The sequence below is a fragment of the Ruoffia sp. FAM 26254 genome (genome assembly GCF_045528545.1).
In the GTDB taxonomy this organism is placed as follows: domain Bacteria; phylum Bacillota; class Bacilli; order Lactobacillales; family Aerococcaceae; genus Ruoffia; species Ruoffia halotolerans.
Map to the genome: position 1 here is coordinate 1 of NZ_JBGQQY010000052.1, position 14,394 is coordinate 14,394.

Genomic DNA, 14,394 nt, shown 5'->3' on the forward strand with positions numbered 1-14,394 from the left:
AGACCGTATTTTACTTATGACGAGATTATATGTCCCTCAGACAAATAAAAAAGATCAAGCAACAACTTATGCTGCTTGATCTTGATTAAAATGAGTCATCAACCCTATTTGACAAAGAGCCAAAAAAACCTCACACTAAAAAGCATAAGGTCGTTCTGATTGGATGTAAGGACTGATTTCTAAGATCTATTCACTATTTAGTACGACATGGGAAACGATATGATTAATTAAATTGTGCCAAATTTCTACAAAAAGTAGTCTTTTGAAGAATTATTTGGTATGCCTATTATTCTACTGATGTCTCTCTAAATAGTACTTGATTAAAAGTAGGGATAGGACCTGGTTTACAAGTCCTATCCATTATATTATAAGGTATTTTATTGTTTAGGTGTATAAATTAAATGTTCATTTAAGAAAGCAGTAAAGCCTAATTCACTTAATTCACGACCATAACCTGAGTTTTTAACGCCTCCGAATGGCAATTCTGGCAGTGAGGTCCAACCAGAGTTCATAAAGGACATCCCTGTCTCCACTTTTTCGGCAACTTTGCGAGCGTGGTCTAAATCCTCACCATAAACTGAACCACCAAGCCCATAACTAGAATCGTTGGCTAACTCTACCGCCTCATCTTCATCTTTAACTTTATGAACGATAGCCACGGGACCAAAGATTTCTTGATTAAAGATTGGGTTGTCTTTTGTAATATCAGTCAATATCGTTTGCATTACAAAGTTACCTGGATGGTCAATCGGCTCGTTACCATAAACCACTTTTGCTCCATTATCAACTGCTAATTGAATTTTTTCTAAGACCTCTTCCTTCGCTTTTGCTGATGATAGTGGGGCTAAGGTTGTTTCTGGATCCATTGGATCTCCCCATTTAGCTCCTTTGAAGCTTTCAACTAATATCTTTAAGAATGCATCGTAATTTTTCTCTGTCACGATGAAACGTTTAGAAGAAGTACACACTTGCCCGGCATTATTCAAACGTAAGCCTGGTAGTAATTCTTTTAGGCCATCTAAGTTCGCATCATCCAAGACGATAAATGCATCATTACCACCAAGTTCTAAGGTCGATTTCTTCAAGTTACGCCCAGCAATCTCAGCAATCGTTGCTCCCCCACGTTCAGAACCTGTTAAACAAACACCTGAAACACGCGGATCAGCAATCACTTTAGCAACTTGATCATAATCTGCGAATAAGTTCTTGTAGGCTCCTTCTTGCCCGCCAGCTTCTTTTACTAAATCTTCAAAAGCTTGAGCAGATCCTGGACAGATGGAAGCATGCTTAAGAACCATTGGGTTACCTGCTACATAGTTTGGTGCGAATACGCGCATAATTTGGTAGTAAGGGAAGTTCCATGGCTCCACTGCCATAATCACCCCTGTTGCTTGGCGCACGACATAAGCGTCTCCTGTATCTGTTTCAAAAGGAATTGGTTCCAGGAATTCGTCAGCCTTATCAGCATAGTATTCTGCGATGGAAGCAGATAATTCGACTTCACCCTTAGCTTCTTCGAATAATTTACCCATATCTTTTGTCATAATCTCAGCGTATTTGTCGATATCACGACGTAAAATTTCAGCTACTTTATATAAGACCGCTTTTCTATCTTCTAATTGCCCCTCTTTGCGCCATTGTTTGTATAACCTGTGACCATTCTCTAGATGTTTCTCAATCTCTTGATCCGAAATATTTTCGTATGTCTTCAAAACCTCGTTAGTAAAGGGATACTTTGTTTGATATGCCATAAAATAATTCCTCCTTAGAATAATATATATTTTTATTATAACACAAATGATAGCGCTTGCTAGTATTTGGCTCCTAACTCACTATGTTAATTTATAATCACCTATAAATTTATATAATTCATTGTAAGAGGTTTCATTAATAATTCTAAAACGAATAATATTTTTTTATGCTATCAATCTCTAAATTAAAATCCGTTATAATACACCCATTGCCACATGTCACTACTTCCGTTACAATCCGAAATAACTCCCTCCCTATATATATTTGTAAATTAGAAGATGGGGCGTCGTAAAGCGCCACCACGGGCCATACTGTCTAAAGTAGTAAGTCGTTTCGTACCTAATTACTCAAACCTCTTCAATATCGATACCCTATCAAGCATTGAGAAAGCTATTAAAATCACTGAATACCTCACATCCTCATTCAATCAAAAAGCAACAGAACTAACAAAATTGGGCTAGTTCTGTTGCTTTCTTTACGCTTATTCTCTTTTATTTTTATAACATCAATCTGTATGGGTCATTAAGGTATTCAGATACTGTCTCTAAGAAACGAGAGGCTGGTGCGCCATCAATAATTTGATGATCATAGGTTAAGCTTAATGGTAATTTTTGATGAACGGTGACGGTTCCTTCAGTGTCTAACGCAAGTTCATCGCTTAAAGTACCTACTCCGAGTATTGCTACTTCTGGCAGATTAATGATTGGAGTAAAGTACTCAATATTAGCACTACCTAGATTCGTAATAGTGAATGTTGATCCTGAATATAAGTCTCCTGGTAAGCTACCATTTCGAGCTTGTGAAGCAACGCTTGCGATGGTAGAACCAAGTTGAGATAAAGTCATTTGATCTGCCTCTCGAATGACTGGAACAACAAGGCCTTCTTCGATGTCTGTTGCCATACCAATATGAATAGCTTCTTGTACTTCATGGATTCCATTATGATACCAAGCATTCAATTCTCTGTTTTCTTGTAAGGCTAATATCACCGCTCTTGTCACTAAAGTATTAATCGATAATTCACCTTTATTTAGTGGACGAGAGACTTTTTCTTTTATCTCTTTGCGGAAAGCCATTAAGTTGGTTATATCGACTTTTCTGTGGTTTGTTACTTGAGCTGTTGTTTGAACACTTTCCATCATTCGTTGTGCAATCGTCTTACGCATCCCACTTAAGCCAATACCCCATGTAGCGGTATCCTTACTTTGAACACTTGATACGACTTTTTCACTTGGTACATATCTATCAATATCTAGACGCGTAATACGATGATTGCCACCCGTTCCGTTAACATCCGAGAGATCAATCCCCTTCTCTTCAGCCATCTTACGAGCAAGAGGTGTTGCAAAGATTCGCTCACCATCGCTTCCTTGATTACGTGGTTTACTGCTCGTCTCTTCTTTCGTTGAAGCACTTGAAACTTCTTCAGATGCTTCTTCTGGAACATCTGGAACATCCTTATCCTGTTCGTCTGATGCTACTTCTTCACCTTCTTCACCTACAATAGCTATAACTTCTTTAATGGGTAGAACATCCCCTTCTTGTACATTGATTTTCAATATAGTACCACTGACGGGTGATTCTACAGGACTTGATAATTTTTCAGAACTTATCTCTGCAATCACATCTCCTGTGTTTATTGCATCTCCTTCATTGAAATACAGTGTTTCAATGGTCCCTTCTGTCATCGTTAAGCCCAAGGTAGGCATTACAATATTTTTTGCCATTTATACTCCCCCCTTATGCTCTTGCTTTGAGATCATCGATTAATTCAGCTGCTTCTGTTAATACTTTTTCCGCATCTGGTAGATAAAGTGCTTCTAGATTTGTTGCGAACGGTGTAGGTGTATTTGGTGCACAGATGGTTTTGATAGGGCCATCAAGATAATCAAAAGCTTTCTGTCCTACAACCGATGCAATATCTGTAGCTGTATTGTTATGAGGGTTTGCTTCATCAATAACAATTAAACGATTTGTTTTCTTAACAGATTCAATGACCGTTTCTTGATCCCAAGGTGCTACTGTCCGTAAATCAATAACTTCAACAGATACTCCATCTTTTTCGAGAGTCTCAGCCACATTTAAAGCCACATATAACATCTTTCCAATGGTTACAATCGTTAAGTCTTCACCTTCACGAACGACATTTGCTTTTCCAATCTCAACAGTATAATATTCTTCTGGCACTTCTCCTTTGAGTCCATATTGAGTTTTATCTTCAAAGAATACGACTGTATTGTTATCTTCAATCGAAGCTAAGAGTAAGCCTTTCGCATCATAGGCTGTCGCTGGGACCACACACTTGATACCTGGAATCGATCCTATCATTCCATAATAAGACCCAGAGTGTTGTGCTGCGGCTGAAGCTCCGGCACCATGGTTTGTCCGAACAGTCATTGGAACAGTTGCTTTGCCTCCAAACATATAACGCATTTTTGAAGCTTGTCCTAATAATGAGTCAAAAGAAAAACCAATAAAATCATTAAACATTAATTCTGGAACAGGTCTTAAACCAGTTGCTGCCATTCCAACAGCTGCACCCATATATCCCATCTCGGATAGCGGGGTATCAATCACTCGATCTAAGCCATATTTTGGTCCTAAACCTTTCGTAACTCCAAATACCCCTCCCCAAGCATCTTCATTCTGCTCTTCCAAGTGAGGGATTGCGGTTCCTCCGTGAATATCTTCTCCTAATAGAATAACATTCTCATCTTTTTCCATTGCTTGGTCTAAAGCCTCGTTAATTGCATTCATAAAGTTAATTTGTCTGGTCATTGTATTGTCTCCTTTCTGTGTTTAGGTTACTCAGCAAAAACATCTTCATATAAAGATTCAGGTCTTGGTTGTGGACTCTCCTCTGCAAACTTAATAGCATCTGCGATGTCCGCTTCAGATTGCGACCGAATGTCATCTAGTTCTTCCAGTGTGAGCAGTCCATGTTCCACTGCATAATCTCTAAATATATCCAGAGGATCCGTGTCCGCTAATCGTTTTTCAAAGCCATCTTCTTTGTTTTTATAATTTTGTTCATCACCTTCAAAGTGACCATAATTACGGAATGTAACACATTCAATTAGAGCAGGACCTTCTCCTTTACGAGCGCGTTCAATATATTCTCCTGCTACTTCATATACAGCCATTAAGTCCTTACCATCTACACGAACACCTGGCATATCATAAGCTGCTGCTCTTTCAGCTATCGTATCCGATGCCGATGCATACCACTGTGGTGTTGACTCAGCAAAGAAGTTATTCTCACAAACAAAGATAATAGGTAAATTCCAGATTGAAGCCATGTTTAAACACTCGTGGAATAACCCTTCGTTTGAAGCCCCATCTCCAAAGAAACAAACTGCCACATTGTCTTCTTTTTTATATTTGATTTTCATTCCTGCACCAGTTGCCAGACCGAATCCTGCACCAACCATTCCGTTAGCACCTAGAATCCCTTTATCCACATCGGCAATGTGCATTGATCCTCCTTTACCTTTACCTAAACCAGTCTCTTTACCAAAGATTTCTGCCATCATACCGTTGAGTTCGCCGCCTTTAGCAATACAATGACCATGACCACGGTGAGTAGAAGTAATATAATCATCATCTGTCAAGTGAGCGCAAATACCCGTCGCAACAGCTTCCTCCCCAGCATATAAGTGCACAAATCCTGGAATTATCCCTTGTGCGAAGAATCGTCTCACATTGTCTTCAAAATTCCGGATATTTTCCATTGTCTGATACATGTCTTTCGCTTTATCTGCAGTCACAGCCTCCGCGGCAGCTTTGGTTGATGTCCGAATCTCTAGTTGTACCAAATCTTTTAATGCCGTTTCGCTACGCCCTTCTAATTGTGGAATTGATTTTTCTTTAACCATTATTTCTTCCTCCTTATATTTCTCTTACAATCGCTTTAGCAACATCTTGAACAAGTTCAGAAACTGTTGGATGTGAGTAAACCGTTGAGGCTAGTTCATAGATCGTACCTTCTGCTTCTACTAGTGTGAGTACTTGGTGTAATATTTCTGTCGCCTCTGGACCACAAATAATTGCTCCAAGAATCTCGCCAAATTTACGTTCGACTATTAACTTAATAAAACCCTCTGTCTGATCGACTGCAATTGCACGACCATTAAAGCCGAATGGCAATTGAGATATTACAACGTCATAACCTTGCACTTTAGCTTCTTCTTCAGAAAGACCGAAGGTCGCCACTTCAGGATGTGTAAAGAGTGATCTAGGAACGTGACAATTGAGGAGCGGACGTTCTTTCATCTTATTCATCGCCCGAACAGCTTTAATTCCTTCTGTACTGGCTGAATGAGCTAGTGTATAGCCACCAATCACGTCACCAACAGCGTAGACATGAGGTTTCGATGTTTGATAATATTCATCCACTGCTATAAACTTACCTTGCTCATCAAATTCAAGATTCATCGCTTGAGCTAAGTCTATATTCGGTTTACGCCCGGTTGCGATGAGTAATCGATCATAGGTATATTGCTTATCACCTTCCAGTTCAACGGTGTTATTTGTAACGTTTTTAATAACCACTTCCGTTTCGACTGTCATCCGGTTCTTTAACTTCTGCTTAATGATTTTTCTTGCATCTTTGTCTTCTGTGAGTAGAATGTCTTTGGCAACTTCAAGCATGGTCACCTCAACACCCAGTGCTTCCATTGCAAAGGCCAATTCAACTGCAATGACACCACCGCCAATAATCACTAACTTCTCTGGTAATACTTCCATTGAGAAGAAGGTATCTGTCGTTAGATACGGTTGTGAACTTAACCCAGGTATCGGTGGTATAAATGGTTGACTTCCTGTTGCTAACAACACATCTTCATAAGTGATTTTTTCGCCATTGACTTCAAATGTATTATTTGAGATATAAATTGCCTCCCCTTCAATAAAATCAATATTTAATGATTTAAATGTAGAGTGAATCCCTTTTTGTAAACTTGCGATGACTTTATTTTTTCGCTCGTATAGTTGAGTAAAGTCCACGCCACTCAACTCCACCTGCATACCATTTTGTTGTGCTTTACTTATGGAATCAATCCAGTGAGCATGCTCTAAATAAGCTTTACTCGGGATACAGCCAACATTCAAGCATGTTCCTCCAATAGCTTGGCGCTCAATTACCGCGACACTCTTACCCAAACGAGCTGCTTCTTCCGCTGCAACATAACCACCTGGACCCGCACCAATGACCAATACATCATAATGCTTCAAATTACTTTGCCTCCTTTTTTAAAACGCTTTCAAAACTATTCATTTTCTTTCTCCAAATAACTAAGCCTTAATTGACCGTTATTAAGCTTTACGAATGCCCAAGTATCTGAGATAATGTCTTGTTTTATTAATTCCCTGGCTAGAGGCGTTTCCAATTGATCAACGATAAATCGTTGAAGAGGCCTCGCACCAAGTGTTGGATCATAACCATTTTCTGCAATCCAGCCTTTCACTTCTTCAGATACAACTAAATCAATCCGATAACGATGTAAACGCTGAGCTAAATCAGCAATCATTAAGTCAACTATGCTGTACATATCATCCAAGGTCAGTGGATTAAATAATAATATATTATCAATTCTATTTAGAAACTCGGGTCGGAAATGATGTTTCAGTTCATCTTTGACTTCATTTTGAACTTTTTCGGATATTTCCTTATCTCGCTCTAACCCTTCGAGCAACTTCAGTGATCCGATATTACTCGTCATAATTAGGATTGTATTTTTAAAGTCAATCGTTCTCCCCTGTGAATCCGTTAATCGCCCTTCATCTAGAACTTGTAAGAGAATATTGAACACATCTGGATGAGCTTTTTCTATTTCATCGAATAAGACTACGGAATAGAGTCGGTGCCTTACTGCTTCTGTTAGCTGTCCCCCTTCTTCATAGCCTATATAACCTGGAGGTGGTCCCACTAATTTGGCTACAGCATGCTTCTCCATAAATTCTGACATATCCAAGCGAACCATCTCTAGCTCACTACCGAACAAGACATCTGCCAGTGATTTAGCAAGTTGAGTCTTTCCTACGCCGGTAGGACCTAAGAATAAGAATGAGCCGATTGGATGGTTTGGATCTTGAACGCCCGCTCTAGACCGGATGATAGCTTGAGCCACCTTGTCTACAGCTTGATCTTGGCCAACAACACGTTGCTTAATAATTTGATCTAATTGCAATAGCCGTTGCCGTTCATTTTCCATAACCCCTTGAACTTTAATCCCTGTTAGTTTCTCAACAATTTCTGCAATATCTGACTCTTCCACTGTATGTCGAATGAGATATAATTCATCGATATTTGCTAGTCGTTGTTCTTCTAAGGCTTCTATCTTTCTATTAATATTAGGAAGAAGTAGTTGAGTAATCTGTACGTACTCGTCTAATTCACCTTTTAGCTGAGCTTCTTTAGCTAATTTTAATTGATAGATTTTATCTTCATTCAATTCTTGTAACTGTTCAATGATCTTTTGTTCAACTTCCCAATGCTTTATTTTCTGATCTAACCGAGCGTTTAATTGATCTAAGTTACGACTTAAGTCTTCTTCAACGCTTTCTGTAAAGCCCTGTTCTTGTTTTAGTTTTTCGATCTTGACTTGAGTGATCTCATCTTTTAATGTTTGGATTTGTGCCGGCATACTCTTTATCCGAATATGTCGAACAGCACTTGCCTCGTCCATCAAGTCAATGGCCTTATCCGGCAGGAATCGATCGGTCATGTAACGATTCGAGAGATTCACAGCGGCTATGACGGCATCTTCAGTAATCTCAACTCCATGATATACTTCATAACTGTCCTTCACGCCCGATAATATATCGATTGCTTCATCAAGAGTTGGCTCTGAAACATGAATTCGTTGGAAACGCCGTTCTAAGGCTTTGTCTTTTTCAATATTCTCCCGATATTCATCTTGAGTCGTTGCTCCTATACAGCGAAGCTCACCCCGAGCTAACATTGGCTTGAGAATATTTCCTGCATCCATCGAACCTTCGGTCTTACCTGCCCCTACAATCGTATGAATTTCATCAATGAACAAAATAATTTTATCATTTGAATCTCGGACATCATTTAGAACTGCTTTTAACCGTTCTTCAAATTCACCTCGATATTTAGCACCTGCAACAAGTGAGCTCATGTCTAAGTTATAAACGACTTTGTCCTTCAAGTTATCAGGAACGAGTCCTTGCTCAATCTTTTGTACCAGTCCTTCGACAATCGCTGTCTTACCTACCCCAGGCAGCCCGATTAAAATGGCATTGTTTTTTGCTTTTCTTGACAAGACACGAATAATTTCTTCAATTTCTTGCTCCCGTCCAATAATCTTATCAAGCTTGCCTTGTTGGTACCGTTCATTTAAGTTTGTTGAATACTGATCCAATGCGTGATATACCATCTCTTGGTTCTCAGAAGTTGCTCGTTTCCCCTTACGAACCCGATTCAGTTTTTCTAATATAAGATCACGATCTATATCATTTTTTAATAAGAATGCTGTGATTGGATTATAGTTTTGATTCATCAGTGCCAGAATAAAATGCTCAGAACTACAGATTTCATCGCGCAATTCTTTCGCTTCTTCTTTTGCACTTTCAATTAAACGATCGTACCTCGGCGTCTGCTGTTGAGCGAATTGACTATCACTCCCTCGACTCACAGGTAACTTATCCAATTCCTGATTAATGAGTTGTACCATCTCATTAATATCAATCTCTAGTGATTCATAGAAATCAAATACAAAATGTTTAGGTTGCATCCAGACTGACCATAGATGAGGGATATCAACTTGAATCTGTTGTCTTTCTTTAGCAAGCGTCTGCGCATCGCTAAATGCTTGAATTACATTATTAGTAAATTCATTCATTCAGTCCAGACTCCTTTCCGTTAATGTATTATTGCGTATAATTTTTGCTTTATCATCGCTCCTTTAATGATGTTTCCTCTCTACTTAATATATAGCAATTTCCGTGCCAACTTTTGAAAAGGCGATATAAACTACGTTGACTCATTGAATAAAATACTTTATGTAACAAGGTGCAACAATTTGTTTCAATTGGTGTATCCTGTGTCCTATGTGGAACAAGGTGAAACAGTTTATCTATATTACATCTAATTGGTATTTCTTAATCTTGCGATAGAGGGTAGTTCGTGACATATTCAAAGCTTTCGCAGCGTGACTCTTATGATAATTATATTCTTCAAGTGTTTGAAGAATTTTTTCTGCTTCATTTTTAGGTTGTATATTTTTTTCTTGTTCTATTTTCACCCTAAGGTTACTTGGTGCTTGTGGAGCACTAAAGGTGGTCATTTCAATTAACTCTTTGATGACAGGCAAGCTAGGTTGTTCGATAGGATAGAACATATACAACCGTTCAAGAAAATTGTTAAACTCTCGAATATTCCCATACCAAGGATAGTGTTTCGTTATGTCGAATAATTCTCTCTTCCACGTAATTTGCCACTTTTTCTTCTGGCAGAATGATTCAATTAATGGAAGTAAATCTTCTGTTCGTTGACGTAAAGGTGGTATTTGAAGTGGAATGACATAGAGTCGGTAGTATAAATCTTCTCTAAAGCGACCTTCACAAACGGCAGTTTTCAAATCCTGATTAGTTACTGTCACAATTCGAAAATCAACCGTGTAAGATTTATTGCTACCAATCGGTGTCACCTGTTTTTCTTCAATCGCACGTAGTAATGCGGCTTGCATTTTTAAAGACATACTGTCCACTTCGTCTAAGAAGAGTGTGCCTCCTTCTGCTTGTTGCATCTTACCGCTATAGCCTTCCTTGCTCGCTCCGGTAAATGCCCCAGCCGCATACCCAAACAACTCACTTTCTAGTAAGTTTTCACTAATTGAACCACAATTTAGACTAATTAATGGTCCATCCTTATATGGACTATTATAGTGAATCGTTTTGGCAATAATCTCCTTACCAGAACCTGATTCACCTCGTATATGAACGGGTACAGTACCCTCAGCCGCCTTATAAACTTTCTCTAAAAAATTCTGATAAGCCTTATTCTCTGATAGTACACCTGGATAATATTTTCTTTCTGTATGATTATTGGTATAGAATTGATACTTATAACCAATCAGCTCCTGATCATACAAAAGGGACTCAACATTATACAGACCGTCATATTGATGACAAAAAGCTTCAATATCAATACCTAGAGATAGTTGCTTATACCTTTCCATTTCAGTAGGAAAGTAAACCACTTGCTTGTGCTCATTGCAAAGCACGCTATGATTATCAGTACCTACTACATAAGTCATTAAAGCTTGCTGCTGCTTGATTCGACGTTGGAATAAACGGTTCATGACTCGCTCAGCAATTAACTGTGTAACACTTTGGTGTTCAATATGATTATTCTTATAGGTGGAAATATCTAATATGCCTACTAGATGATCCCCATCAAATATGGGACATGCAAAACAACTCCATTCATGCGATGCAACTGCATAGTGCTCAAAACGAGATACCTTTTGACTCATCCTTTTTGATATAGCGAGTGATATCGCATTTGTTCCCACATCGAGCTCGTTCCACCGACTCCCCTCAAAGAAGCCAATATTATTTGCTTGATCAATCGCTCTAGCGTTCCCTTGCCTCCAAATAATATAGCCTTCTGCATCGGTTAAGATAAACAATGATTCACTTTGATTTAAAATTTTAGATATCTTGATAATCTCTTCTTCAACTAAATCAATTAATAGTTTATGACGCTTCTGTTTCATTGATAATTGGTCATAACGTAATACTGTATTACTAACCATTTGAAACGGATTTAAATCCTTTTTGCGACATACTTCCCATGAATTAGCTATTTTATCCGGTAATGCATCAGGATTAATTACTTTTTTAATGACAAACTCTTTCCACAATAATTCGTTCAACGTTCATCACCCCTCAGTTATATTATAACTTGCTCTCATAAGTAAGTAAAGCGCTTTCTTTAAATTATAAAAAATATTCATAACTCTTTTCCATTACTTAATCCTTCTTTTTGTTGTGGATAAGATGCCTAATTCCTTGCGATATTTATTAACCGTACGACGTGAGATCGCGTAACCTCTCTCATGAAGAATATCCGCTAGTTTCTGATCTGATAAGGGATGTTGCTTGTCTTCTTGATTAATTAACTTTTGAATTTCTTTTAATATAAATTGTTGACTTAACTCTTCACCTGATTCTGACTGAACTGATGATGTTGTAAAGAGTTTTCGCAATTCAAATGTACCAAAATCAGTATAAAAATACTTACCTTGAATAGTACGACTTACTGTGGAAGGACTAAGGTCACATCTTTCAGCTATTTGTTTAATCGTTAATGGAGACACTTGATGCCCTTTTGAATTGAAAAAAAGCGCTTGTGCTTCAATAATTGCTTGTGTAACTTGAACGAGTGTCACTTCTCTACGTTTCAAACTATACGAGACAGCTCTCACTTGCTGTCGCTTGTCCTTGATAAATTCTTTCAAATCAGTATCATCAATGGCTTTCATTTCTTGATAATATGTATCATTAAAACTTAATTTCGGTAAGTTTTGAAAATTATAAGATACTTCGTATCCCTCTTCTTTCTGTTGAATAAATACATCTGGTTCAATATATTGTGTTTCCTCACTATAAAAGTAAACCGCAGGCGTTATCGCTAAGGTTTGATAATAAGCGACTGTCTCTAATATATCCTCAATAGAAACATTTAAATGATTAGATATCGTTTGGTATTCACGATTGACTAACTCATTAAAGTATATTTCTAAAACAACGTAAGCTATCTCTGGAGCTGATGGGTCGTGTTCAGTTTGAAGCATCCATAATTCCCTCAAATCACGCGCACCAACACCAACGGGTTCTAATTGTTGAAGTAAAGTGATCGCATCGAGTAACTCAATCGTATCACACTCTAGAATCAATTGTAACGCTTCGTCTGACTTGCTAAGAAAGCCATGTTCATCGAATTCATCCACTAGCCTAATCATCAGATCTCGCAAACGGGTCTTGCGATAACACATGATTTGGTCTATTAAATTAGTTCGAAAGGATTGTTGTCTCTGATCCTCTAGTTGATTTATCATTGCTTGGTGATTATCTTGCCTATCTGATGAGTTAACCATGTTACCATATGAATCATACTGACTAACACCATCTTCAATCAGAATATTATCGAATCCTAACGAATTAATCTCTAACATATCTCGTGTATCTTCAACAACCATGAAGGGATTCTCTTGTGATATATCCATCAATAATTGACTTAAATCTTCACGAGCTGTTTGAAGGATTCTTAACGCTTGTAACTGGTCAAAACTCATTTGTTGACGTTGCTTTTGCATTAATTCAGTATTTAATGATGTACCTCTTTCCCGTTTCATATTCTCATTCCCCCATACTTGATACTTTATTATACCATATCTGTATCATTACTCATTAGTCGTAATAGATAACGCTAATAATGTTATTTGGTTAAGATTTAAAGTGGTAGATGGGAGCGTTGTGAGAGGTGATGCCAAGCTCCGAATCAATAAAAACGGTGCGTCGTAAGGTGTCGCCACGCTCTGGTTTAGTGGATTCAGTCCATCGCGAAGAGCTGCCACGCTCCGCTTAGTTGAATATAGACTCACGCATCCCAACTATAATGGTCCTATGAACGTGGACAATCAGAGACATGCCCGTTTTATTCGTGGACTCAGGTTATTTCTGTCATAATAATCGTAGACAGAGTCGTAGAAAGCTAATTATTTTGTAGACAATCCGTCATGAGTAGATATTTTTAGTGGAATGAATAAAAATAGAAAGGTGAATCAACATGGGAAATTATAGTCCAGAAAAAGTTCAAATTTTAAGTACTTCACCGTATATTGATAGTGTTAGCGAGAGGTCAGTGCTTTATGGAGATGTATTTAAACAGGAGTTTTATCTATTGACGAAGCAAGGTCATCAACCGAAGGAGATTTTTAGATCGCTAGGGATTGAACCGCTGATCGTTGGTGATAATGCGATTCGAGTTTTTACACAGAAAATGAAGCACTATCAACCAAAACTAAACGAAGATGGTGACATGATTGCGCTATCCCCCTCATACGTGGACTTAAAAAAAGAAATTGAAAGGCTCAAATTTGAGAACAAATTCTTAAAAAAATGAGACTTATCGACTTGGGGATGTATCCGAAAGAGAAGTCAAGCGATTCTACTTTAAAGTGATTCAAGAAACCTACGAAGCGCCGGAGAATACTATGACTATCGAAGCGCTTTGTCAGCAGTGTGGTGTATCAAAAAGCGGCTACTATCGATGGAAGAAGATGACTCAGGTAAATATTGAAAAGCGAGAACGTGAAGATCAAAGGGATTTTTCGTTAGTCCTGGAGGCATTTAATTACCGGCAAAAGCCCAAAGGACAACGCCAAATATTGATGTATTTAGCTCACAATCGCACACCGATGTGTCGCAGTAAGATTCGTCGATTGATGAAGAAATTCAATTTGGTGTGTCCGATTCGAAAGCCCCGTTTTCAACGCCAAGTATCTGCGGAGTATCAGGCTGAACATGTCAAACCCAACTATGTTAAACGTGAGTTTAGAGCTTACGGACCGCGTTCCGTGCTGTTGACGGATATTACTTATTTGCCGTATG

General features: G+C 38.3%; 10 protein-coding genes. 2 read left to right on the plus strand and 8 right to left on the minus strand.

The genetic code is table 11. The annotated features are described in order from the left end of the window. Nucleotides 1–377 precede the first annotated feature (377 nt). The 8 genes from ACEN3Z_RS10025 to rpoN form a co-directional block, all read right to left on the minus strand. Complete coding sequence (locus ACEN3Z_RS10025; protein ID WP_407090742.1) at nucleotides 378–1,751, minus strand: NAD-dependent succinate-semialdehyde dehydrogenase; 1,374 nt, start codon at nucleotides 1,749–1,751, stop codon at nucleotides 378–380. Nucleotides 1,752–2,249: 498 nt separating this feature from the next. Next, the gene (locus ACEN3Z_RS10030) at nucleotides 2,250–3,479 is read right to left on the minus strand and encodes a dihydrolipoamide acetyltransferase family protein (RefSeq protein ID WP_407090743.1); all 1,230 of its coding nucleotides are present in this window, start codon (nucleotides 3,477–3,479) and stop codon (nucleotides 2,250–2,252) included. Nucleotides 3,480–3,492: 13 nt separating this feature from the next. Beyond that, nucleotides 3,493–4,530 carry an alpha-ketoacid dehydrogenase subunit beta gene (locus ACEN3Z_RS10035; protein ID WP_407090744.1) on the minus strand — a complete coding sequence of 346 codons (1,038 nt, stop codon included), beginning with the start codon at nucleotides 4,528–4,530 and terminating at the stop codon, nucleotides 3,493–3,495. Between the two features lie 26 nt (nucleotides 4,531–4,556). Next, nucleotides 4,557–5,627 (minus strand): thiamine pyrophosphate-dependent dehydrogenase E1 component subunit alpha, encoded by a 1,071-nt coding sequence (locus tag ACEN3Z_RS10040; protein WP_407090745.1) that lies wholly within the window; start codon nucleotides 5,625–5,627, stop codon nucleotides 4,557–4,559. A 13-nt stretch (nucleotides 5,628–5,640) separates the two neighbouring features. Further along, a complete protein-coding gene (gene lpdA / locus ACEN3Z_RS10045; protein ID WP_407090746.1) occupies nucleotides 5,641–6,984 on the minus strand; it encodes a dihydrolipoyl dehydrogenase in 1,344 nt (447 codons plus the stop codon). A gap of 35 nt (nucleotides 6,985–7,019) precedes the next feature. After that, the gene (locus ACEN3Z_RS10050; protein WP_407090747.1) at nucleotides 7,020–9,617 is read right to left on the minus strand and encodes an ATP-dependent Clp protease ATP-binding subunit; all 2,598 of its coding nucleotides are present in this window, start codon (nucleotides 9,615–9,617) and stop codon (nucleotides 7,020–7,022) included. A 234-nt stretch (nucleotides 9,618–9,851) separates the two neighbouring features. Then, a complete protein-coding gene (locus ACEN3Z_RS10055) occupies nucleotides 9,852–11,654 on the minus strand; it encodes a sigma-54-dependent Fis family transcriptional regulator (RefSeq protein ID WP_407090748.1) in 1,803 nt (600 codons plus the stop codon). Nucleotides 11,655–11,747: 93 nt separating this feature from the next. Next, nucleotides 11,748–13,136, minus strand: a complete 1,389-nt coding sequence (gene rpoN / locus ACEN3Z_RS10060) for an RNA polymerase factor sigma-54 (protein WP_407090749.1) — start codon at nucleotides 13,134–13,136, stop codon at nucleotides 11,748–11,750. Nucleotides 13,137–13,570: 434 nt separating this feature from the next. Between rpoN and ACEN3Z_RS10065 the strand changes: the two genes are divergently transcribed. Continuing rightward, the gene (locus ACEN3Z_RS10065) at nucleotides 13,571–13,906 is read left to right on the plus strand and encodes an HTH domain-containing protein (RefSeq protein WP_407090750.1); all 336 of its coding nucleotides are present in this window, start codon (nucleotides 13,571–13,573) and stop codon (nucleotides 13,904–13,906) included. A 91-nt stretch (nucleotides 13,907–13,997) separates the two neighbouring features. Beyond that, on the plus strand, nucleotides 13,998–14,394 hold a 397-nt coding region (locus ACEN3Z_RS10070; protein ID WP_407090751.1), incomplete at its 3' end, for an IS3 family transposase.